Origin of the sequence: Mycobacterium sp. 1274761.0 (assembly GCF_001668615.1) — a bacterium.
Lineage (GTDB): Bacteria > Actinomycetota > Actinomycetes > Mycobacteriales > Mycobacteriaceae > Mycobacterium.
On sequence record NZ_LZMC01000020.1, the window covers coordinates 18,724 to 41,430 of the forward strand.

The following is a 22,707-nucleotide window of genomic DNA, read 5'->3' on the forward strand; positions in this document are numbered from 1 at the left end:
CATGACCGAGCTTGACCTGAACCGGCTGGCCACAGACGATCTCGGCTTCACCGTCATCGACGAGGACGAAGACGATCCCATCCTGCTCGATCAACACGGCAATCCGCTACAGACCTGGCGCGAGGGCTATCCGTATGACGAACGCATGTCGCGCGACGACTACGAACGCGAGAAACGCCTGCTGCAGATCCAGTTGCTGAAGCTGCAGCGCTGGACCAAGCGCACCGGCGCGCGCATCGTCATCGTCTTCGAAGGACGCGATGCCGCGGGCAAGGGCGGCACGATCAAGCGGTTCATGGAGCACTTGAATCCCCGCGGGGCGCGCGTGGTTGCACTGGAGAAGCCCACCGAACGCGAGCAGGGGCAGTGGTACTTCCAGCGCTACGTCTCCCATCTGCCCGCCCGCGGCGAGATGGTGCTGTTCGACCGCTCCTGGTACAACCGCGCCGGCGTGGAGAAGGTGATGGGCTTCTGCACATCCGACGAATGCGGCGAATTTCTGCGTCGCGCACCGCAATTCGAGGAGATGCTGGTGGCCGACGGCATCAGCTTGACGAAGTTCTGGTTCTCGGTGTCACCGATGGAACAGCGCACCCGGTTCGCGATTCGTCAAGTGGACCCGGTGCGGCAGTGGAAGCTCTCCCCGATGGACCTCGAGTCGCTGGACCGGTGGGACGACTACACCCAAGCCAAAGAGCAGATGTTCCAGGCGACAGATACCGATGATGCACCGTGGATCGTCGTCAAGAGCAACGACAAGAAACGCGCGAGGATCAACGCCATGCGCTACCTGCTGAGCAAGCACGACTATGACGGGAAGGACCACCAGCTCGTCGGTGAGCCCGACCCGCTGATCGTGGGCCGTGCCCTCGAGGACTGACCGACTCGTTTCCACCCCCTGACTGGCGGGTACGCCGCGCGAATGGAGTCAGCCCACTTCTCCGATATCACGCTGGAGGTCGACGGCCAGCACCACCGGTTGAGCGTCGACAACCGCGTCACGCTGCTCGACCTGCTGCGCGAACACCTCGGTGTGACCGCCCCCAAAAAGGGTTGTGACCACGGGCAATGCGGGTCTTGCACGGTACTGCTGGACGGCCGCCGAGCGACCACCTGCCTGGCGTTCGCGGTCGCCCACGACGGCGCACAGATCGTCACCGCGGCCGGGCTCGGCGACGCCGACGCGCTGCATCCCGTCGCGCAGGCGTTCCTCGACCACGACGGCTTCCAGTGCGGCTACTGCACGCCCGGGCAGATCTGCTCGGCCGTCGGCATGCTCGACGAGGTGAAGTCCGGCGCGCCCAGCCATGTCACCGACGACCTCGAGGAGTCCCCCGAACTCTCCGACGCCGAGATCCGCGAGCGCATGAGCGGCAACCTCTGCCGCTGCGCCGCTTATCCCAACATCGTCGCCGCCATCAGGGAAGCTGCGCGGTGATCCCCTTCGACTATCACCGCGCCACCAGCGTCGCTGACGCGGTCGCCACCGTCACCGACCGACACGACGCCGTGTTCCTCGCCGGCGGCACCAATCTCGTCGACCACATGAAGCTCGGCATCGTCGAGCCGACGCTGGTCGTCGATGTCGGGCATCTGCCGCTCACCGACATCGAGCAGTTGCCCGACGGCGGCCTGCGCGTCGGCGCCGACGTGCGCAACAGCGACCTCGCAGCCCATCCAGTTGTGCGCACCCGATATCCCGTGCTCGCCCGCGCGCTCCTGTCGGCCGCGTCTGGCCAACTGCGCAACCTGGCGACGACGGGCGGCAACTTGCTGCAGCGCACCCGCTGCGTCTACTTCCAGGACGTGACTACGCCCTGCAACAAACGGAATCCGGGCACCGGGTGTTCGGCGATCGGCGGCTACGTGCGCTACCACGCGATCCTCGGCGCCTCCGAAGACTGCGTTGCGGTCCATCCCTCCGACATGGCCGTCGCCATGGCCACTCTGGATGCGGACGTCCTCTTCGTCGACGGCGACGGTGAACATCGTATGCCGCTCACCGAATTTCACCGGCTACCCGGTGACCGGCCCGACGCCGACACCGTGTTGCCGCCCGGCGCCCTGATCACCGCCGTCGACATCCCGGCGCCGCCCGAGGGCGCACGCTCGACCTATCGCAAGGTCCGCGATCGCGCGTCGTATGCGTTCGCGTTGACATCGGTCGCAGCCGAGCTCGTGATCGACGACGGCACTGTCGCGTCCGCGCGTATTGCGCTGGGCGGGGTGGCACACAAACCGTGGCGGGCACGGCTTGCGGAGCAGGCGCTCATCGGCGCGGCGGCCTCCGAGGAGACGTTCGACCGAGCCGCTGACGCCGAGCTGGAACAGGCAGAACCGCTGCACGGCAACGAGTTCAAGGTCGAACTGACCCGTCGCACATTGGTAGCGACGCTGACGGCCCTGGCGGAAACACAGCCGCGATGACCGTCATAAAGCCCCGCGCCATCGGCACCGCCGTCGCCCGACTCGACGGTCCCGCGAAGGTGACCGGCACCGCGCCGTACGCCTACGAGCACCACGTCGACCGTCCGCTGTATCTGTATCCGGTGCAGGCGACTGTTGCCCGCGGCCGCGTCACCGCCATGTACACCTCAGAGGCGCACGCGGTCGACGGGGTCGTCGCCGTCCTCACAGTCTTCGACGCACCCACTCTCGCCGACACCTCCAACGGCGACCTCACCGTGCTGCAGGACGACCATGTGCACTATCGTGGCCAGCTGATCGGTGGCGTCATCGCCGAAAGCGCCGAAATCGCCCGGCACGCAGCGGGTCTGGTTGTCGTCCACTACGACACCGCACGCCACCAGACCGAGCTGAGCGCCGACGATCCGGATCTGTATGCGCCGGAACAGGTCAACGCCGGTCATCCGACCGACACCTCCGAGGGCGACGTGGAAGCCGCTCTGCACGACGCCGAGGTCGTCGTCGACGAGACCTACACGACGCCGCACGAGCACAACAACCCGATGGAACCCCACGCCTGCATCGCGGTTTGGCACAGCGACGGCCCGCGGTTGACGCTTTACGACTCCACGCAAGGCGTGCATGCGGTGGCTAGTGAGCTGGCGACGGCCTTCGGCCTGGAGCCCGAGCAGGTGCGCGTCGTCGCCAAGAACGTCGGTGGCGGCTTCGGCTCCAAGGGCGCACCGCACTCCCACAACGTGCTGGCCGCGATGGCCGCGCAACGAGTTGACGGTCGGCCGGTGAAGCTGGCGTTGACCCGGCAACAGATGTTCGACGTCGTCGGCTATCGCACACCGACGATCCAGCACATCCGCCTCGGCGCGCGGCGCGATGGCACGATCACCGCCATCAGCCATGACGTCGTCGAGCAGACGGCGACGGTCAAGGAATACGCCGAACAGACCGTCACTCCGTCGCGCATGATGTACGCCGGCGACAACCGGGCAACGTCGCACCGGCTCGCGAAACTGGATGTGCCCGTGCCGTTCTGGATGCGTGCACCCGGCGAATGTCCCGGTATGTATGCCCTCGAGGTGGCGATGGATGAGCTCGCGCTCGCCTGCGGCATCGACCCGATCGAGCTCCGCATTCGCAACGACCCTGACGTCGACCCCGAAACCGGCCATCCGTGGTCGGACCGCCGCCTCGCAGAATGCCTGCAGTCCGGCGCGCAGCGGTTCGGCTGGGCGCCGCGGGATCCCACGCCCGGCGTGCGCCGCGACGGCGAGTGGCTGATCGGGACCGGCGTGGCCTCGGCGGTGTATCCCGCGATGGTCATGCCGGGCAACTCGGCGCGCATCGAGCTAGTCGCGCCTCTCCGCTACGCCGTGCAGATCGGCGCCGTGGACATCGGCACCGGAACGTGGACGGCTCTGTCGCAGATCGCCGCCGACGCGTTGGGCTGTGAGATGTCGGCCATCGATCTGCAGATCGGCGACAGCGAGCTGCCGTCGGCGTCGGTGGAGGGTGGATCGTCGGGCATCAGCTCGTGGGGTCGCGCGATTGCGGCTGCGGCACAGATGTTTCGTCGCGAGCACGGCGAGCACCCCCCCATTGGGGCCGCATCCACCGCCGCAGCGCCGGAGAACGACGAAGCCGAGAACTACGGAATGTATTCGTTCGGAGCACATTTCACCGAGGCTCGGGTCAGCCGCTACACAGGCGAGATCCACGTGTCGCGCATGCTCGGAGTTTTCTCTGTGGGCCGGGTGATCAACCCCACGACGCTGCGCTCGCAGCTGATCGGCGGCATGACGATGGGGCTGTCGATGGCATTGCACGAGGAGAGCGCGCGCGACCACCGGTTCGGCCACGTGGTCACCCGCGACCTGGCGACCTACCACATCAGCTCGCACGCCGACATTCCCGACATCGACGCAGTCTGGCTCGATAGCGTCGATGAGCACTCCAATCCGATGGGTTCTCGCGGCGCGGGCGAAATCGGCATCGTCGGCTCAGCGGCCGCGGTTGTCAACGCGGTCTACCACGCCACCGGCGTTCGGGTGCGAGACTTACCGGTGATGTGCGACGCGCTGACCTTGTGAGCATCGTCGAGGACCTTCTCGGCGAATGGGATCTGCGCACCGATGGTGACACGATGCGCAGTCCGCAAGCTGTCGCGGTGCCCGTGCGGACTTCCGACGCAACGCCGGCGGTTCTGAAGGTCGGCCACGACGGCCACGAGCATCTGGTGCTGCGCCGCTGGAACGGCGACGGGGCGGCGCGGCTGCTGCGGGCCGACCCGCACCGGCGGGCCCTGCTGCTGGAGCGCCTAGGGTCGCAATCCCTTCACGCCCTGTTCGACGTCGATGCCTGCGAAACCGTCGCCGCGCTGTACGGCCGCCTTCACGTTCCCGCGATGCCGCAATTGCCCTCGCTTTCATCACTTCTCGCACAGTGGGCCGACGAATTCGCGGCGCTGCCGCGAAGCGCTGCCGTGCCGCACCGCCTCGTCGAGCAGGCGATGACACTGTGCCGCGACCTCGCCGCAGAACCGGCCGCGCGTGTGCTGCACGGTGACCTGCACTATGACCACGTGCTCGTCGCCGATCGGGAACCGTGGCTGGCGGTCTCGCCGAAGCCCGTCAACGGAGACCCGCACTACGAGGTCGCGCCGATGTTGTGGCACCGCTGGGACGACGTCGCCGACGATGTGCGCTTCGGGGTGCAGCGCCGGTTCTACGCCGTGGTCGATGCGGCCGGATTCGACGAGGACCGTGCCCGCGGTTACGCGATCGTGCGTGTCGTCCGAGGTGCGACGCGCGACCCGGACAACCTGACGAAGTACGTCGCGCTGGCCAAGGCTGTGCAGGACTGACGGCCGCAGTCACATTCGCGAATACCGGGTCAGCGCGAAGCTGTAGAGACCGTAGGCGGCGAAACCGACCGCGGCAGCGATCAACAGCGCGCCGCCGAACTGTGTCGAGCGGAAGGCTTTGACGGCTCCGTCGAGCCCAGTCGCTTTCGCCGGCTCACCGAGGAACGTGGCCACGATGACGGAGATGCCGACCGCCGACAGCACCAGGCCCTCGGCGACGTGTCCGCAGATGCCCAACGCGGTGAGCAACCGTCCAGCGTCGACGTTCAGGTCGTCGAGGAACCGTCGAGATGCTCCCTTGTGCGCGTAATACGCCCCAATGGCCAAGACGACGACTCCCACGGCCACCAACACCGCCTTTCCGCCGAGCGTCTGCATCAAGCGCGCGCTCAGGCCCGCCGTCTGCCGACTGCCCCGCGCGTGGGCACCGAGCGCGAACTGCAGCGCCGTCGACGCGACAAAGCCGTAGACCATGGCCAGTCCGAACGCCTTCAACCGGTGCAAGACCGGAGACTCCCGCTTGTGCGCATCGGAATGCTCGGCCGGATGCAGCCCCAGCACGCTCTCGGAGAGCCGCCACATCGCCAGCGCGATCAAGCCCGCCGCGACGACATAGAGCATCACCGCCCCACCCGGCGTCCGCGCGACCGTCGCCAACGCACCCGTCTGGTCGGCCTCTGCCTCCGCCTCCGCACCGAAGGCGATCCGCACGATGATGACCGCGACGAGAAGATGCAACGTCCCGCTGATCAGGTAACCGGCGCGTGCCACCCGCTGTGCCGCCCGGTTGTCGGTGGCACGGTTGACGGCGCTTTTGAAGCCCATGGGGCCGCTCGACTACCCCGGGAGCGGCCCGGCGAAACCGGGCGGATTCGGGCCGTGACAGCCGGGTCGGCTATGCTCGAAGCAACGTCAGCTGTTCGAACCATTTCAGCTGACCCGTCGTGAAGCGCTCTTTCATCCTTCCGGCGCCGGCCCATACTGCGGCTGCGGCTCCGCTTCAGATGATTCGTGTACCAGCACAGATGTCTCGCGGCGATCGATTTTGCCCACCGGGCAATCTCGCCATTCATCACCACCGATGCCCCGAAAGGCATGATCCTGAATACCGATACGACTTTCGCCGACCTCGGCGTCAGCCAGCGGCTCGTCGACGTGCTCGCCGAGCGTGCGATCACCCGCCCCTTCCCCATCCAGATCTCGACCCTGCCCGACACCCTGGCCGGCCGCGATGTCCTCGGACGCGGCAAGACCGGCAGCGGCAAGACACTGGCGTTCTCGCTACCGCTGGTAACCAGGCTCACCGGACACCGGCGCCGCCCGTCGCACCCGACGGGTCTGATCCTGGCGCCCACCCGCGAGCTGGCCACACAGATCAGCGCCACCCTCCAACCGCTGGCCGCCGCCTGCGGCCTCACGGTCACTACGATCTTCGGCGGCGTCGCGCAGAGCCGACAGGTTACCGCGCTGCGGTCCGGCGTCGACATCGTCGTCGCCTGCCCGGGCCGGTTGGAGGACCTGATGAAGCAGCGCCTCATCAGGCTCGACTCGGTCGAGATCACCGTCATCGACGAAGCCGACCACATGGCCGATCTGGGGTTCCTGCCCGGTGTCACCCGCATCTTGGCCGCGACGCCCACCGGCGGTCAGCGGCTGCTGTTCTCCGCGACGCTCGACAACGGCGTCGACAAGCTCGTCAAGCGCTTCCTGCGCAACGAGGTACTGCATTCGGTCGACGAAGCCCACTCGCCTGTCGCCGCGATGACGCATCACGTGTTCCATGTGTCCAGCGCGCAGGACAAGAAGGCGCTCGTGCACCGACTGGCAGCCGGTGAGGGCCGTCGAATCCTGTTCATGCGCACCAAACATCAGGCCAAGAAACTCGCCAAGCAGCTGACCGAGTCCGGGGTGCCGTCAGTTGACTTGCACGGCAACCTCTCTCAGCCAGCGCGCGACCGTAATCTCGCGGCGTTTTCCTCCGGGGAGGCCCGTGTGCTGGTCGCCACCGACATCGCCGCACGCGGCGTCCACGTCGACGGCATTGAGTTGGTGGTGCACATCGATCCGCCCGCCGAACACAAGGCGTACCTGCACCGGTCCGGGCGCACGGCGCGGGCCGGAAACGCCGGCGATGTCGTCACCGTCGTCCTTCCCGAACAGCGCAAGGACACCCAGACGCTGCTGCGCCGCGCAGGGATCCGCGTCATGCCGCAGGAGGTCACCGCTGATTCGGCCGCCGTCCACGCCGTGGCCGGAGCGGTTGCTCCCTACCGCAAGCCGGTCCGCCCTTCGGCGGCACCGTCGGCGCCGCAGCGGAAAGGCGATGGGCGCAGGCGCAGAATGCATAAGCGCACCAACTGATTTCGCCTAGTTGCGGCTCCGCATGCTAGGCTCACCCTGCGGATATATTGGTTTATCCGCTTTGAATGAGAGAAGTAAGTAAATGGCACAGGGAACTGTGAAATGGTTCAACGGCGAAAAAGGCTTCGGCTTCATCGCTCCTGACGGCGGCGCGGCTGACGTGTTCGTCCACTACTCCGAGATCCAGGGCAGTGGATTCCGCTCGCTCGAGGAGAACCAGCGCGTCGAGTTCGAGATCGCGCAGGGAGCCAAGGGTCCCCAGGCAGTGGGAGTCTCCGCGGTCTGATCGATCGACCCAAACACGGTGGGCTGGTACGGAATTCCGTACCAGCCCATTGTCGTGTTCGAGGGTCAGTCGCGCATGTGTGCGGCCCAGTTGGCGCTTGCCACCTGCGCGGTGCGCACCACCAGATCGGCGGTCTGGAACGCGCGGCCGTCGCGGTCGTGTCCGACGATCGGGATCGCTGCGGCACACCGCATTACCAGCATGCCGAGGTCCACCGACGTCATATGTGGCACCACGAGAAGTTTCGCGCAGCCGTTTTTGCCGTCGACGAACATCAGCCGCGGCCGCCTGCACTTCGTCGACACCTGCGCCCGGGCGGCGACGAGCGTTTCCAGGTCAAGCGGCCCTTCGGTCACCGACCAGTTGATGCGGATATCGACGATTTCGCCGAGCGGTTTGTGCAGTGTGCCGATCAGCCCCGGCAGCTCATCTGCCACCGAACCGGAGTGCGGCCACCACGCGCCGTCGATATCACCACCGAGCCGGGCCGCCAGCGTGAGCCTGACAGGTCGCGCCATGCGTCGCGTCCCGGTCATGCCGTTCATGACGGGTGCGGCTGACTCCGCGGCGAATCCTGGTCCGAAAAGGCGGGCGGCTGCACAGGGTCCGACGAGCTGTCACTCTTGACAGCCTCCGGCTGGTTGGGATGAGAAAACAAGCCAGATGAATCCATGTATCAATTCCTTTGCGCATACCCACGGTTGTCCGGGGGTCGGGCCGAAAGCCAACAGCGTGGCAGAACGCGCTGATCGATTCACGTGAGAATGCTGGCGAAGCGGCCTGCACCGATCCTACACCCGCGTTGACAGGCGTGCGGCACGTATCCCGATACGCTTAGCGCGTCGTCTGCACCAATCCCGGATATCCTTGCTGTGCAACGTCATCCAGCGACCGCCGGTAGTTGCCGAACCCGCCGATGTAGGGCATGAACACCCGTTTCTTGCCGTCGATGTTGGATCCCAGATACCACGACGACTGCGCCTGGGGAAACAACGTCCGGTCGGCGGCTTCCGCGACGTGGGCGGTCCAGGCTTGGGCGGCGTCGCGGCGCGGTTCAACCTCGATGATGCCTTGCCGACGCGCGGCGATCATCAGGTCGACGGCCCAGTCGACTTGCACCTCGGCGTGCAGCACCATGTTGGCCAGAACCGACGGGCTGCCCGCACCGCTGAAACTGAACAGGTTCGGCAGCCGCGGCATCATCATGCCGAGAAAGGTCACCGGGCCGTCCGCCCACATCTGCGACAGCCGATCACCGGCCGGGCCCACCGGGTCGATCCGCATCAGCGCACCCGTCAACGCATCGAAACCGGTCGCGAACACGAGGACGTCGCATTCGTAGGACCCCGCGCTCGTGCGCACCCCGTCGCAGGTGATCGCGTCGATCGGCTCGCGGCGCAGGTTCACCAGGCGCACGTTGTCGCGGTTGAACGTCGCGTAATAACCCGCGTCGGTGCAGATGCGCTTCGTGCCGATCGGGTGGTCGGTGGGGATCAGATCCGCGGCGACCGCGGGATCGACGACGATATCCCGGATGCGGTCTTCGGCGAACCGCCGCGCAATGTCGTTGGCCGCCAGCACCGACGTCTGGTCGGGAAACGTCTTGCTGAACAACACTCCACCGTCGCGCCAGCGGTTCCACATCGCCTCGAGGCGTTCCTCGGGCTCGGCGTCGAGTGCGTTCTTGTGGTAGGCGAGGTGCGGTGTGCCCGCTGGAGCGTACGCCGACCGCCGCCGGCGCTCCGGATACTCTGCGCGGATGCGCTCGATGTCCTCGTCGGTCCACGGGTAGTTCGGCATCGGGATCGTGTAGTTCGGCGAGCGTTGGAAAACCACCAGCGACTCGGCCTGCTCCGCGAGGATCGGCGTCACCTGGATACCCGAGGAGCCGGTGCCGATGACGCCAATTTTCCTGCCGCGCAACGGCGGATCCTCGCGTGGCCAGGCGGCCGTGTAGTACACCTCGCCCGCGAAGTCGTCGAGGCCGGGGATGTCGGGCCGGTTCACCGCCGACAGGCAGCCCGTCGCGCACAGCAGGAACCGTGCGCGCCGAATCTCACCGGTCGAGGTGTGCACCACCCACTCGCCCACCGTCTCGTCGAACTGCGCGCCGACGACCATGGTGTCGAACACATAGTGCCGCCGCAGGTCGTACCGATCGGCGACGTGGTCGAGGTAGGCCAGGATTTCGGGCTGGGCCGCGAACCGCTCGGTCCACGTCCATTCGCGTTGCAGTTCTTCGTCGAAAGAGTAAGAGTAGTCCACGCTTTCGACGTCGCAGCGGGCACCCGGATACCGGTTCCAGTACCAGGTGCCGCCCACGCTCTGAGCCGCTTCGATGCCCAGCACCGTCAAACCCTGTGATACGCAGCGGTGTACCGCGTAGAGTCCGGCGAACCCGGCGCCGATCACGATTGCGTCGGTGCTCATGCCGCGACTCCCGCCGACACCGCCAGCAGCCGTCGCATGTCGGCCCATAACAGTTCCCGCGCCGACGCACCCGCGCAGAATGCCATCATGGTCAGGAACCCGTGAAACAGTCCCGGGTAATCCCGGTGCACCACAGGAACGTTCGCCTTTCGGAGCCGCTGTGCATAGGCCACGCCCTCGCTGTACAACACGTCAAACCCGGCGGTGACCACGATCGCGGGCGGCAGGCCCTCATGCGATTCGGCCCGCGCCGGTGCCGCCAGATACTCAGGCGAGGGCATCTTGTCGTTGAGGTACTGTCGCCAGTAGTACTGCATCGCATCGCGGGTGTTGACGTAGCCGATCGAATACTTGCGATAGCTCTCGGTGTCGAAGAAAGGCTCGATCGCCGGGTAGATCAGCACCTGGCCCGCAGGCATCCGCACGTTGCGCTCGCGGCACATCAGCGCAGAAGCCGCCACCAAGTTGCCCCCGGCGCTGTCGCCGGCGATCAGCCCGCGCGACGGGTCGACACCCAATTCGTCGGCGTGGCGAGTCACCCAGCACCACGCCGCGTACACGTCCTCGGCTGCCGCGGGCGCGCGGTGCTCCGGAGCAAGCCGGTAATCCACCGAAACGACGATCGTCTGGGTATAGCGCGCCATCGCCCGGCAGAACCCATCGTGCGAATCGAGGTCGCAGAACACGAACCCGCCGCCGTGGGCGAACACCACCGCGGGCCGTTTTTCCTCGGACCCGTGCGGCCGGTAGATGCGTACCGGCACGTCGCCGTCCGGACCGGGCAACACGCGGTCGTCGGCGCGCGCGACGTCGTCGACATTGTCGACCGGAGGGCGCCGGCTGATGTTCAACGCCCGCGCTTCCTGCGGCGTCATCGCTTCGTACCGCGGCATGCCGTCGTCCATCGCACGCATGAACTCCCGCACGCCGTCGTCCATGAATTGCACATTAATGCGTCGCCGTCGGCGCGCGGTCCCTAATCTGGACGTCGGCGCCCGTCCCGAAGGAGTCCTTATGGCCGCCCCGAACTTGCCTTCCGGATTCGACTTCACCGATCCCGACATCTACGCCAACCGGTTACCGATGGAGGAGTTCGCCGAGGTGCGCCGCGCCGCCCCCATCTGGTGGAATGCGCAGCCGCCCGATGTCGGCGGGTTCGGCGACGGCGGGTATTGGGTGGTGAGCAAGCACCGCGACGTCCGCGAGGTGTCGCTGCGCAGCGACGTGTTCTCCGCGGCGGCGAAGACCGTCGTCCCTCATTTCAATCCGGGCGTGGATGTCCAAGGACAGGTCAAGGCCTCGAAACTGTCCATGCTGATGATGGACGACCCTGAGCATGCGCGGCTGCGCAAGATCGTCTCGCGGGGGTTCACGCCGCGGGCCGTCGAGCGTCTGCGATCCGAGTTGAACGAACGCGCCCAGCGCATCGCCGCCGAGGCCGCCGCACAGTCGTCGGGTGACTTCGTGTTGCAGGTTGCCCGCGAGCTGCCGTTGCAGGCGATCGCCGGACTGCTCGGCGTTCCGTTGGAGGACCGCGAGAAGCTGTTCGACTGGACGAATCAGATGATCGGCGGTGACGACCCGGAGTTCGCGGAATACGACTCGCTGGCCTCGACGGGTCAATTGATCTGCTACGCCATCGATTTGGCGGCACGCAAGAAGGAGGAACCCAGTTCCAAAGACCAAGACATCGTCAGCACGCTGGTGGACTCGGAGGCCGACGGTCAGCTGACCGAGGCGGAGTTCGGGATGTTCGTGGTGACGCTGACGGTGGCGGGTAATGAGACGACCCGCAACTCGATCACCCAGGGCATGATGGCGTTCACTGAGTTTCCCGACCAATGGGAGCTGTTCAAAGAGCGGCGGCCGAAGACCGCCGCCGACGAAATCATCCGGTGGGCGTCACCGATCACGGCGTTTCAGCGCACGGCGTTGGCCGATACCGAAGTCGGCGGGATGCCGATCAAGAAGGGCCAGCGGCTGGTGCTGTTCTACCGGTCGGCGAACTTCGACGAAGACGTTTTTGAGGATCCGTACATGTTCGATATTCGGCGAGATCCTAACCCGCACCTGGGTTTTGGCGGTACGGGTGCGCACTACTGCGTCGGCGCGAACCTGGCGCGGATGACGATCGACTTGATGTTCAACGCGATCGCCGACCACATTCCCGACCTGAAGCCGGTGTCCGAGCCGCAGCGGCTGCGATCGAGCTTCATCAACGGCATCAAGCACTGGCAGGTCGAATACCGGTAGATTCCGCCGGCAGCGGGTCCTGTGGGTTGCCCACGGGGATCGACGCGCAATTGTTCGGCGCGGGCCGCCCGGCGAAGCGGTCGTTGATCCAGTCGATGGCCTGCATCAGCCACGGGCCGAGCGCCGAGGTGTGGCTGAGAATGTCGTACTGCTCGTATTGCACGACGCCGCCGCGGGCACAGTAGCCGCGGGCCAGCGTGCGGACGTCGCCGGCGATCATCACACCGTCGCCGCGGCCGATGCCGGGCTTGTTCCCCGGCGTGCCTTCGGGAAAGCCGTTGGCGCCCTGGCCGATGAACAGCGGAATCGTCGGCGTTCCGCGGCTCCCCATGATGAGCTGGTTGGCCAGCATTACGAATATGGGCAGGCTCTCCGGTGTCGGGAAGGCCGGTATCACCAGGTCGCGCCACGTCAACCGCCGGTACCGTGGCTGGCCCAGCACATGCACGATCGACGAGTTCTGTATGGCGGCATACAACTGCCGGCCGCGTGGCGTGAGGTACGGCGTGAAGTCCACCTCGAACGCACGCGCGATTCCGATCAGCGCCATCGGCATCACGCCCGCCCAGATGGGGGTGCCCTCGACGTAGTGCAGGTTGTGCGCGGGATGCACCAGCACGCCGCCGATCGCCGCACCGATCAGGCGCTGGTTGACATCGGGGGCATACGCCGGCGCGAGTTCGGCGGCCCATCCGCTGGCGATCGCGCCGCCGGAATAGCCGAGCAGCGCGACGTTCGCATCGGCCGCCGTTTCCACCGCCGACGCGTTGAATGCGGCGCGGATCGAATCGAGGGTGTTCATCCCGTATTCCGGACCAGCGGCGAAGGCTGCGCGCTGGCCTTCGGTGTCGGGCACGATCACCGTGAACCCTAGAGCGAGAAAGAGCCCGAACACCGCTAGCTCGACGCTGGGCACCAGGCCGCCGAGCGTCAGGCCGCCGTTGATCGCATACGACGGCTGATCGCTTCGGTTCAGGGAGTCGTAAGCGGATTGGTAGGACAGGATTTTCGCCGTATCGGGTTGGCGCAGAGGCTGAATCACCGATGTGACGTTGACAGTCGGTTTGCCGGTCTGACTCGTCGACCGGTAGAGCAACTGCGTGGTCTTCAACGGCGTCGGCAGACCCAGGATGTGGTAGGGCACGCTGCGGTTGGCCAGCACGGTGCCCGGCGGGATCTGCTCGAGCGGCGTGCTGCCCGAGTAGGTGTAGAACGGGTCGTCCTGCGGCTGCGGCACGGACGCTCGCGCCGGGATGACCTGGACGGGCAGCGCGCTCGGCAGCGGGTAGAAGCCCTCGGCTGGCGGTGGCACGGTCATTGCGCCGAGTATGCCCGTCCGCGCGCCTCCCGCCTCCACAGCACGCCGTCGCCGGCCGTCACGCCGTCGGCGATCAATGCCCGCTTCAGGATCTTTCTGGTCGCGGTCTGAGGTAGTGCGTCGTTGATGCGCACGTACCGCGGCCACGCCTTCGGCGACAGATCAGGCTGCGACGCCAAGAATTCCCCGAGCTGCCGGGGCGACAACGCCGCTCCGTCGTTGAGGACGATGGCGGCCATCACCTGGTCGCCGACGTGCTCGTCGGGCACGGCGTAGACCGCGACGTGGTTGACCTCGGGCAGCCGCTGCAGAATCCGCTCGATCGGCCCCGCCGCGAGGTTCTCACCGTCGACCCGCATCCAGTCGGCGGTGCGGCCGGCCAGGTAGATCCAGCCGTCCGCATCGCGGTAGGCCAGATCGCCCGACCAGTACATGCCGTGCCGCATCCGCTCCGCGGTGGCCGCTTCGTCGTTGTAGTAGCCCGTGAATCCGCCGACGCCGTAGGTGTTGACCAGCTCGCCGACTGCCTCGTCGAAGTTGACCAGCGCCCCGTGCTCGTCAAAAACCGCTGGCGCACATTCGGTCACGGTGTCGGCGTGGTACACGCTGACACCCGGATACCCCTTGCCGATCGACCCCGGCGGGCAGCCGTCCTCACGCATGACGACGACCGCGAATTCACTCGAGCCGAAGCTGTCCACCACCTGGCAGCCGAAGCGCCGCGCGAACTCCTCGGTGTCGCGCTCGGTGGCCTCGTTGCCGAACGCTGCCCGTAGCGGGTTGTCGGCGTCGTCGGGTTTCTCGGGTGTGCCCAGCACCAGCGCCAGCGGTTTCCCCACGTAGTTCATGTAGGTGGCGCCGTAACGGCGGATATCGGGCAGAAACCGCGACGGCGAGAACTTCGCAGGCACCATCGTCGCGCCGCATGCCAGCGCCACCGCCCAGCCCGCCGCCACTCCGTTGGAATGAAACAGCGGCATCGACAGGTAGCAGACATCGTCGGAGGTGAGCCCGAAACGTTCGGCCAGGCTGGCGCCGCACATCACCGCCATCGCGTGGGCGAACCGCACGGCCTTCGGGTCGCCACTGGTGCCCGACGTGAACAGCATGACGACGGGATCCATGCCCTCGGCTTCGCGGTGCGGCACAAGCGGGCCCGCGGACTCGGTCGCGGTGCGGTAGTCGGTTCCGTCGACGTCGATGACGGCTGCGCCGCCCAGGTCGAGTCCGTCGAGCAGCGGCAGGTGCTCGGTGTCGACCAGCACGAGTTGACAGTCCGAGCGCAGGATGTCGGCGGCCAAGCCGTCACCGCGGCGCGTGGTGTTGATCCCGCACAGCACATACCCGCCGAGCGCGGCGGCGGCCATGGACCGCAGCATCTCGGGCGTGTTGCCGAGCAGCGCGCCGACGTGCAGGGGCCGCAACGGGTCGGCGCGTTTGATGAGCACCGACGCCTCCGCCGCCGCCTCGGCCAGGTGCTCACGCCATGTCCACGTGCGGTCGCCGTAGACCATCGCGATCTCGTCGGCGCCCATCCGTGCACGCAGCAGTTGCTGCACAGTCTCAAACATTGTCGCCTGGCCGATACTTCAGCAGCGTGACCCCGCCTTCATCGCAGAACACCGGTGTCACGCGCATCCCGATATGGATGTCCTCGGGCGCGACGTCGACGAGTTCGGTGCTCACCCGCGGGCCGGCGTCCCACTCGACGACGGCGAGCAGCTGCGGCAGCTTCTCGGTCCACGGCGGACCGGTCGGCCTGCGCGCGACCGTATAGGTGTACAGCGAGCCGTTGCCGTCGATCTCCCGCCACTCGAGGTCATCGGCCAGCGTGCCCGGTGCGAACGTGCGGGGGTAGAACACGAAGCGGCCCGTCGACGGCGAGTACTGGATCAGTATTCGATGCTCGCGCAACGCATCCCAGAACGGTTGCGAGACGGGCGTCGGCTCGGGCAGCGGCACCGTCATCGGTCGCCGCCCAGGATCAACGCGACCTGCTCGCTCATGATGCCGCCGTTGCCGGTGACGAAGGCCGTGTTGCAGTCGGCGACCTGCGCCTCCCCGGCGCGGCCCATCACTTGCCGGGCGCCGTCGACGACGTGGTGCATGCCCCCGGCAATCCCGGCCTGCCCGTACGACAGCTGGCCGCCGGCGGTGTTGAGCGGAAAGTCGCCGCGGAAGGTCAGGTCGTGCTCGGTCAGCCACTTCATGCCCTCGCCCTTGCCGCAGAAGCCGGCGTCCTCCAGTGTCATGAGGACCGTGATGGTGTAGCAGTCGTAGATCGAAGCCATGTCGATGTCGGACCGCTGCAGGCCCGCCATCGCAAAGGCCCGCTCGGCCGCCCGGGCGATGGGAGTGCGGATGAGGTCATCGGCGTAGGTAGGGGTTTTGAAACGGATGTGCTCGCCGAAACCCTTGACCCATACCGGGCGATGACGCGCCTTGCGCGCGACGTCGGCGTTGGCGATCAGCACACCCGCACCGCCCTGCACCCGCATCACGGTCTCGAGCATGTGGATCGGGTCGGCGATGACCGGACTGTTCAGCACGTCGTCGACGGTGATCGGCTTGCCGTGGAACACCGCTCCGAGGTGAGCGCACGCATTCGTCCGCTGGTCCACAGCGATGCGGGCGAGAGCCGCTGCGTCGTAACCGAATTCGTAGGCGTAGCGTTGGGCGATCTGGGCGTACGGGCCGTTCTGCCCGACGTTGCCGTAGGGGATCTCGAACTCGGCCTGCGGAGATCCGTAGTTGTTGCTCGACGCGCCGTACCAGCGCAGTGTCCGCCCGGGCTTGGACTCCGAGCGCGGGATCTCGGTCGATCCGGGCATGACGACGAGCACCGCCTCGCACTGGCCGAGCTCGACGGCCGCGGCGGCCCGCCACACCATACCGGCCGCAGTGGCGCCGCCGAGGTCGACACGGTCGCCGAAGTCCAGCGGCAGCCCGAGGTATTCCGACAGGGTCGCCGGCGCGAACATGTCCGACTCGGCGATGCCGTGGGTCGAAAGCCCGTTGACCACAGCGGGATCCACGCCGGCGTCGTCGATCACCATTTTCGCCAGCCGGGCATACTGGTCGAGCGTGAACGACGGCGGCGCCGTCTGCTTCTTCTCGGCGGGCAATTCGGCGATGCCGACGATGGCGGCCTCGCCCCGCAGGCCCGTCACTGACTGCTCCGGTGCGGCAGGGCGACGGTCGCGGTACCCGGCATCAGCACGTCGTCACCGCGTTTGCAGTAGATGTCGAGATCGACAAGGCCCAGGCCTTTTGTGCTCCTCGCGTGCGCGTCATGTTTGCCTGTGACAGAGCCGCCGAACGTCAATTCCTGTCCGGGATAGGCGATTGCACGGTTCTGCACCGAGAACGCGACCAGCCGCCCGTCGCCGCCGACCCAGTCGGTCAGCGCCCGCGACAGCAGCGCCGCCTGCAGCGGCCCCTGCACGAGCACATTGTCGTAGCCCTCGCGATCGCGTGCCCACTCCTTGTCGTAGTGGATGCGATGCCCGTTGTAAGTGGCGGCGCTGAAGAAGAACATCTGCATCTCATCGACGGTGACGGTCAGCGTGGGAATCGCATCACCGGCGGCGACGTCCTCGAAGTACGGTTGCCTTCTCCCGCGAACAGACGCAAACGCACCCGTTTTCTCGGCGTTTTGCATGCGTTCACGTCTGCTCGCGGGCATTGGTGAGCTCATGCAGGCCGCGCGATCATCGATGTGGTGGCTTCGGCCAGCAGCTCGCGGTGCTGATTGCGGTATTCAGCCCGCCATGTGACCAGCACGAATTTGCCTGACCTGCCCTCCTTTTCGAGAATCGACTCGACGATGCGTGTCATCTCGACTTCATCGCCGTGATAGGCGGGCGCATGAAACGTCGTGGATTCGCCGCCCGCCATCCGCCGCGGGGCGCGGGGGAACGCCATGCTGCCCGTCACCGCGCCCGACGACCCGTCGGGCCGTAGCTCACCGAGCGCCGCGACGCCGAGGATCGCGTACTGCAGGTACAGCGGTGGGCACACGATGTCGCGGTAGCCGTGCTTTCGCGCATAGTCCGCGTCGAACCACAGTGGGTTGTGGTCACCGACCGCGGCCGCCCAGCGCTGCCAGTCGCGCCGGTACACCTCACCCGTGGCAACGGCCACGACTTGGCCGATCTTGGCGGCTGATTCCTCATCGATAAGGCTGTCGGTCACCGGACTCCTTCGAGCCATGTCGCGGCGATGTCCGCGCCACCGCCGAGCGTCGACAGGATGCGGGCGCGTTCGGAGAACCGGTGGAGGCCGGTGTCGACGACGTAGCCCATGCCGCCGTGCAACTGGTGCGCATCCAACGTGATCTTCTTGACCTCGGCGGCGCGGATGCGGGCGATCGCGGTCTCGCGGGTGGCGACCTGTCCGCGGCCGATCTGAAACACCGCCGACTGCGCGGCGAGCCGCGCCGCCGTCAACGCGATGTGCATATCGGCGACGATATGCTGGGCGGCCTGAAACGACGCGATCGGCCTGCCGAACTGCTCCCGCATCTGCGTGTAGTCGACCGTCCGGTCGATCACCGCCTCGCCGACGCCGACGAGGTCCAGACAGTCCAGTGCCACAACAGCATTCGCCAGCCGCCGCAGCTGGTCGCCGTTTACGGGAGCAGGCTCAGCCAGCACCCTCTCGTCGAAGGAGACCGTATATGCCGGGAAACCGCCCATGGCCGTAATCGGCTCGACGGTGACAGCGGACATGTCGACGGCGACGACGCCACCGTCGGTGGCCACAACGATCACGTCGGCGACATCCGCATCGACGACGAACTCCGCGACCCCGCTGACCGGTCGGTGCGCCGCGGCGTCGCGGGGGTCGAACACAGCGACAGTTCCGCGCGCCTCACCCGAGGCAAGTCGCGGCAACCACTGCGACCCGACGCCGAACCAGCTCAACGCCAACGACGCATACAGCGTGCTCTGAACCACCCTGGGGCACAACGCGCGTCCCGCCTCGACGCAAAAGACCCCGATGTCGCTGAGCGTGCCGTCGACTGCCAGGCTGAGCACCCCCGCGTCGGCCAGCGCCTTCCACTGCGCGCCCGGCTCGAGTTCGGCGGCCAGCACGCTCCGACACATCGCGGCCAGGTCGCGCTCGTCCTGAGAGGGGATCACTCGCATGCCGTCACCGACCGTAGGAGGGCATCTTGTAACCGCGCTGCGCGATCACGTCGCGCAGGACTTCGTTGGTGCCGCCGCCGAAGCGCATCAGCGGCGACACGCGGTAGAGCCGCTCGAAGAAGTTGCCGACGCGGAGCCCGTCTGGTCCCAGCACGTCGATCGCGAGATCGGCGATGCGCTGGCGCAATTCGGATGTGAAGATCTTCTCGACGCTGACCTCGACGGTCGGGATTCGGCCACTGTCCAGGATCGACGCGGCTTCCAGACACATCAGCCGGGCGACCTCGACGTCGGCCTCGGCTTGAGCGAGGCGGCGCCGAAACACCGGATCCGGCTCGCCCGCCATGGCGATCAGGTCGTCGAGCGCGCGACGCAGGTCGCCTACGTTGGTCAGCGCGCCGCGCTCGAGGTCCAGCGCGCCGGTGATGTAGGTCCAGCCGGCGTTGAGTTCGCCGATCAGATTCGTCACCGGTACGCGGACGTCGTTGAAGAACGTCTCGTTCGTGCGGTAGCCCGACCATGCGTACAGCGGACGGATCTCCACGCCCGGGGTGTCGACCGGCACCGCGATGACCGAGATGCCGCGGTGGCGTGGGGCATCGGGATCGGTTCGCACGCACAGCCATTCGTGGCTCGAGCGTTGGGCGCCGCTGTTCCAGATCTTGGACCCGTTGATCACCCACTCCCCATCTCCTGAGCCGTCGCGGACCGCGCGGGTGCGCAGGCTGGCGAGGTCGGTGCCCGCATTGGGCTCGCTGTAGCCGAGCGCGAAGATGATCTCGCCGCGCGCGATGCCCGGCAGAAAGTCGCGCTTGTTCTGCTCGGTGCCGTGTCGCATGATCATCGGCGCGATCGAGGTGACCGTGAGATCGGGTCCCGGCACGCCGGCGTATTCGAACTCGGTCATCAGCAGGTGCTGGTGCATGGCCGTCAGGCCGAGGCCACCGTACTCGGTCGGCCAGTTCAGCCCGAACCAGCCCTTCTCGCCGATCTTGCGGCGGAAGGCCGTCAGCTCGCCGCCCTGGTACTCCAGACCGTGCTCGGCCATCTCTGCCCGCAGCGCCGGCGTGACGTTCTCGGCGAGGAACTGCCGCACTTCGGCGACCCATGCGCGCTGGGCGTCGTCGAGCTCGAAGTCCACGAAGGCGACACTAACGAGAAGTTGTCTACCCGGCGGGCGAACGGTTCAGGAGATCAGCAGCCTCGACGTTTCGGGCGGCCCGCGACGGGTAACCGCGTCCGAACGCTACCCGAGGAGCAGCGAAATGAACGTCGTCGACACCGCCAAGGCGCAGGTCAAGCAGATCGTCGAGAAGGTCACCGACAAGGTGACCGAGGCTGCGTCCACCCAGGGCGGGGTGCAGGCGGTCACGATCGGCAGGCCGAGGCACGAAGTTATTGACAAGCTTCGCAACGCCGACTTTCTTACCCAGGTCTTCGGTGACGTGGCCGACGTCCACGAGAGCGGCCCCGAAAGGCTGCGCTGGACGTTCCGGTTCGACGGAAGTGACGGCCCAGCATGGGAATGCGTCGTCGCCACCGAAGGCGACACCCAACTGCGCTTCGTCGACGTCAATCCCGACAGGAGCGCGGGCATCGTCATGGACCTACGTGACGCGCCGCAGGACCGCGGCACCGAGGTGATCGCCAGGGTCACCAGCCCTGCACCCGGTGCCCTCACCGGCGCCTTGACCTTCAAGGCGCTCTATCGGGCACGGGCACTGCTGATGACCGGTGAGGTGCCGACGATCAAATGGAACCCGAGCGCGCGCGGCTCGGACCGCTGAGCGAAGGAAGATTCATGAGAGCACTGGTATGGAACGGCGTCAACGACCTGTCTGTCGAAACCGTTGACGATCCGGCGATTCTCAACCCGCGCGACGTCATCGTCGAGGTGAAGCTGACCACCACCTGCGGATCGGACTTGCACTTCATCGACGGGTACATCCCCGGAATGCGCGAAGGCGACGTCTTCGGCCACGAGTTCATGGGTGAAGTCATCGAAGTCGGCCGCGAGGTGAACCAGATCAAGGTCGGCACACGAGTGGTCGTGCCGTCGTTCATCGCGTGCAATCAATGCTGGTACTGCGATCACGACCTGTACTCGCTGTGTGACACCACCAACCCGAACCCAGAACTGCAGGCCCCGCTGCTGGGTTCGCCGACGGCCGGCATCTATGGCTATACACACGAGTTCGGTGGCTACGCCGGCTCGCACGCCAAATACGTTCGCGTGCCGTTCGGCGATGTGAACTGTTTTGCCGTACCGGATTACGTCACCGACGAGCAAGCGCTGTTCATGTCCGACGCAGTGCCGACCGGCTACATGGGCGCAGACTTCTGCGGTATCGCCGGCGGAGACGTCGTCGCGGTCTGGGGTGCGGGCGGCGTCGGCCTGATGGCGGCGCGCAGCGCACTGCTCAACGGCGCAGGCAAGGTGTTCTCGATCGACCGCCTACCCGAACGCCTCGCGGTCGCAGCACAACTCGGCGCTCAAACGATCAATTACGAGGAAGTCGACAGCGTGCAGGAGGTCCTGCGGGAGGAAACCGGTGGCCGCGGCCCCGACGCCGTCATCGAGGCGGTCGGCATGGAGGCACACAGCACCGGCATCCAGCACGCGTACGACCGCGCCAAGCAAGCCCTGCGCATGGAGACCGACCGTGCAGCCAGCCTACGGGAGGCGATCCTGGCCTGCCGCAAGGGCGGAGTCGTGTCGGTACTCGGCGTGTTCGGCGTGACCGACAAGTTCCCCATGGGCGCGATCATGAACAAGGGACTGACGCTGCGTTCGGCGCAACAGCATGGGCAGCGTTATATCCCTCAGTTCTTCGACTACGTGCAACAGGGCGACCTCGACCCGTCGATCCTCATCACCCACGACATGTCACTCGAGGACGGCGTGCGCGCCTATGACATGTTCAAGAACAAGACCGACGGCTGCATCCGGGTAGCGTTGCGGCCTTAGCGATTACGGATACGGCTTCTCATCGCGATCGGGCGCAACCGGTGCGGCCGCCAGGCCGACGAGAAACGCTGTCAGGTGTCCCACCTCGGTGAAGGTCGGCCTGATCGCCGCATTCAGGAAGAGCGCCGCGACGCCGGCGAGTTGGCTGCGCGCGCGCCAGGGCGGCTCGATGTAGCCCGTTAGCGCACCCCCGACCCCGAACAGGAAGTAGCTGACGCCGACATCGCGGGCGTTCACCAGCCGCATCGGCGCCTTGCGCCTGCCGATCAGCAGCCGCAGATACGTCTGGCCGACGTAGGTACCGATGACATGCGCACCGAAGCCGACGAGAATCCAACGCCACCAACCCAATCGGCGTTCCGCCGGTGCGGCGACCGCAGCGAAGACGGGAACATACGGCCACCACTTACGGTCGTCGGTCAACAAGAGGCTGGCGGCGAGCACCCGCGTCGGTTCGGAGTCCAGACGGCGCAGGTTGGTCGAATGGTTGCGCTGCAGTTGTTTTGCCTTGCGCTTACCCGCCGAGCGCTGGATGCGGGTCGTGACGAAGAGGATCGCCAGCCACGTAAAGCTGAGCGGGGCACTGGTGACGCTGCGGGCGGTCACAGTCACTCCTGTCACAAAGTTGGCGGGGCAGTCGTCTCGAAATTGCGATAC

General features: G+C 66.6%; 23 protein-coding genes. 10 read left to right on the forward strand and 13 right to left on the reverse strand.

Annotation, left to right across the window (positions count from 1 at the left end):
* Position 1 precedes the first annotated feature (1 nt).
* The 5 genes from ppk2 to A5651_RS03260 are packed head-to-tail and all read left to right on the forward strand — an operon-like array spanning position 2 to position 5,284.
* Positions 2-880: a polyphosphate kinase 2 gene (gene ppk2 / locus A5651_RS03240; protein WP_066975513.1), complete on the forward strand. Its 879-nt coding sequence runs from the start codon at positions 2-4 to the stop codon at positions 878-880.
* A gap of 42 nt (positions 881-922) precedes the next feature.
* Positions 923-1,438 (forward strand): 2Fe-2S iron-sulfur cluster-binding protein, encoded by a 516-nt coding sequence (locus A5651_RS03245; RefSeq protein ID WP_066975515.1) that lies wholly within the window; start codon positions 923-925, stop codon positions 1,436-1,438.
* Positions 1,435-2,427 carry a xanthine dehydrogenase family protein subunit M gene (locus tag A5651_RS03250; RefSeq protein ID WP_066975517.1) on the forward strand — a complete coding sequence of 331 codons (993 nt, stop codon included), beginning with the start codon at positions 1,435-1,437 and terminating at the stop codon, positions 2,425-2,427. Before A5651_RS03245 ends, A5651_RS03250 begins: the two co-directional genes overlap by 4 nt.
* Positions 2,424-4,511 carry a xanthine dehydrogenase family protein molybdopterin-binding subunit gene (locus tag A5651_RS03255; protein WP_066975519.1) on the forward strand — a complete coding sequence of 696 codons (2,088 nt, stop codon included), beginning with the start codon at positions 2,424-2,426 and terminating at the stop codon, positions 4,509-4,511. Before A5651_RS03250 ends, A5651_RS03255 begins: the two co-directional genes overlap by 4 nt.
* Positions 4,508-5,284 (forward strand): aminoglycoside phosphotransferase family protein, encoded by a 777-nt coding sequence (locus A5651_RS03260; protein ID WP_082943561.1) that lies wholly within the window; start codon positions 4,508-4,510, stop codon positions 5,282-5,284. Before A5651_RS03255 ends, A5651_RS03260 begins: the two co-directional genes overlap by 4 nt.
* 9 nt (positions 5,285-5,293) lie before the next feature.
* On the opposite strand, the gene A5651_RS03265 is transcribed toward A5651_RS03260, so the two are convergent.
* Positions 5,294-6,109 carry a DUF1206 domain-containing protein gene (locus A5651_RS03265; protein ID WP_066975523.1) on the reverse strand — a complete coding sequence of 272 codons (816 nt, stop codon included), beginning with the start codon at positions 6,107-6,109 and terminating at the stop codon, positions 5,294-5,296.
* A 276-nt stretch (positions 6,110-6,385) separates the two neighbouring features.
* Between A5651_RS03265 and A5651_RS03270 the strand changes: the two genes are divergently transcribed.
* Together A5651_RS03270 and A5651_RS03275 are read left to right on the forward strand one after the other, a co-directional pair.
* Positions 6,386-7,645, forward strand: a complete 1,260-nt coding sequence (locus A5651_RS03270) for a DEAD/DEAH box helicase (RefSeq protein WP_066975621.1) — start codon at positions 6,386-6,388, stop codon at positions 7,643-7,645.
* An 82-nt stretch (positions 7,646-7,727) separates the two neighbouring features.
* Positions 7,728-7,931 carry a cold-shock protein gene (locus A5651_RS03275; RefSeq protein ID WP_066975525.1) on the forward strand — a complete coding sequence of 68 codons (204 nt, stop codon included), beginning with the start codon at positions 7,728-7,730 and terminating at the stop codon, positions 7,929-7,931.
* 65 nt (positions 7,932-7,996) lie between these two features.
* Here the strand turns inward: A5651_RS03275 and A5651_RS03280 are convergent, their stop codons facing one another.
* The 3 genes from A5651_RS03280 to A5651_RS03290 form a co-directional block, all read right to left on the reverse strand.
* Positions 7,997-8,449, reverse strand: a complete 453-nt coding sequence (locus A5651_RS03280; RefSeq protein ID WP_231988535.1) for a DUF5994 family protein — start codon at positions 8,447-8,449, stop codon at positions 7,997-7,999.
* Positions 8,450-8,765: 316 nt separating this feature from the next.
* Positions 8,766-10,361, reverse strand: coding sequence for an NAD(P)/FAD-dependent oxidoreductase (locus A5651_RS03285; RefSeq protein WP_066975530.1), 1,596 nt, complete (start codon positions 10,359-10,361; stop codon positions 8,766-8,768).
* A complete protein-coding gene (locus tag A5651_RS03290; protein ID WP_066975532.1) occupies positions 10,358-11,299 on the reverse strand; it encodes an alpha/beta hydrolase in 942 nt (313 codons plus the stop codon). Before A5651_RS03290 ends, A5651_RS03285 begins: the two co-directional genes overlap by 4 nt.
* A 76-nt stretch (positions 11,300-11,375) precedes the next feature.
* Here A5651_RS03290 and A5651_RS03295 point away from each other — a divergent pair, with 76 nt between their 5' ends.
* Positions 11,376-12,614: a cytochrome P450 gene (locus A5651_RS03295; RefSeq protein WP_066975537.1), complete on the forward strand. Its 1,239-nt coding sequence runs from the start codon at positions 11,376-11,378 to the stop codon at positions 12,612-12,614.
* On the opposite strand, the gene A5651_RS03300 is transcribed toward A5651_RS03295, so the two are convergent.
* The 8 genes from A5651_RS03300 to A5651_RS03335 are packed head-to-tail and all read right to left on the reverse strand — an operon-like array spanning position 12,586 to position 20,223.
* Complete coding sequence (locus tag A5651_RS03300; protein WP_066975623.1) at positions 12,586-13,932, reverse strand: lipase family protein; 1,347 nt, start codon at positions 13,930-13,932, stop codon at positions 12,586-12,588. The two genes, A5651_RS03295 and A5651_RS03300, sit on opposite strands and share 29 nt — an antisense overlap.
* Positions 13,929-15,503, reverse strand: a complete 1,575-nt coding sequence (gene fadD1 / locus A5651_RS03305) for a fatty-acid--CoA ligase FadD1 (RefSeq protein WP_066975539.1) — start codon at positions 15,501-15,503, stop codon at positions 13,929-13,931. Before fadD1 ends, A5651_RS03300 begins: the two co-directional genes overlap by 4 nt.
* Positions 15,496-15,900 (reverse strand): Zn-ribbon domain-containing OB-fold protein, encoded by a 405-nt coding sequence (locus A5651_RS03310; protein WP_066975541.1) that lies wholly within the window; start codon positions 15,898-15,900, stop codon positions 15,496-15,498. Before A5651_RS03310 ends, fadD1 begins: the two co-directional genes overlap by 8 nt.
* Entirely contained in the window at positions 15,897-17,102 is a 1,206-nt protein-coding gene (locus tag A5651_RS03315) for a thiolase family protein (protein ID WP_066975543.1), read from the reverse strand. Before A5651_RS03315 ends, A5651_RS03310 begins: the two co-directional genes overlap by 4 nt.
* Positions 17,099-17,593, reverse strand: coding sequence for a MaoC/PaaZ C-terminal domain-containing protein (locus tag A5651_RS03320; protein ID WP_066975625.1), 495 nt, complete (start codon positions 17,591-17,593; stop codon positions 17,099-17,101). Before A5651_RS03320 ends, A5651_RS03315 begins: the two co-directional genes overlap by 4 nt.
* Before the next feature lie 32 nt (positions 17,594-17,625).
* Entirely contained in the window at positions 17,626-18,126 is a 501-nt protein-coding gene (locus tag A5651_RS03325; protein ID WP_231988537.1) for a MaoC family dehydratase N-terminal domain-containing protein, read from the reverse strand.
* Positions 18,123-19,082: an acyl-CoA dehydrogenase family protein gene (locus tag A5651_RS03330; RefSeq protein WP_066975547.1), complete on the reverse strand. Its 960-nt coding sequence runs from the start codon at positions 19,080-19,082 to the stop codon at positions 18,123-18,125. Before A5651_RS03330 ends, A5651_RS03325 begins: the two co-directional genes overlap by 4 nt.
* Positions 19,083-19,086: 4 nt before the next feature.
* The gene (locus A5651_RS03335; protein WP_066975549.1) at positions 19,087-20,223 is read right to left on the reverse strand and encodes an acyl-CoA dehydrogenase family protein; all 1,137 of its coding nucleotides are present in this window, start codon (positions 20,221-20,223) and stop codon (positions 19,087-19,089) included.
* 124 nt (positions 20,224-20,347) lie between these two features.
* Here A5651_RS03335 and A5651_RS03340 point away from each other — a divergent pair, with 124 nt between their 5' ends.
* Both A5651_RS03340 and A5651_RS03345 read left to right on the forward strand, forming a co-directional pair.
* Positions 20,348-20,869, forward strand: coding sequence for a hypothetical protein (locus A5651_RS03340; RefSeq protein WP_066975551.1), 522 nt, complete (start codon positions 20,348-20,350; stop codon positions 20,867-20,869).
* A 14-nt stretch (positions 20,870-20,883) separates the two neighbouring features.
* Positions 20,884-22,050, forward strand: a complete 1,167-nt coding sequence (locus A5651_RS03345; RefSeq protein WP_066975627.1) for a zinc-dependent alcohol dehydrogenase — start codon at positions 20,884-20,886, stop codon at positions 22,048-22,050.
* 3 nt (positions 22,051-22,053) lie between these two features.
* Here A5651_RS03345 and A5651_RS03350 read toward each other — a convergent pair whose 3' ends face one another.
* A complete protein-coding gene (locus tag A5651_RS03350; protein WP_231988539.1) occupies positions 22,054-22,656 on the reverse strand; it encodes a rhomboid-like protein in 603 nt (200 codons plus the stop codon).
* Between the last annotated feature and the right edge of the window lie 51 nt (positions 22,657-22,707).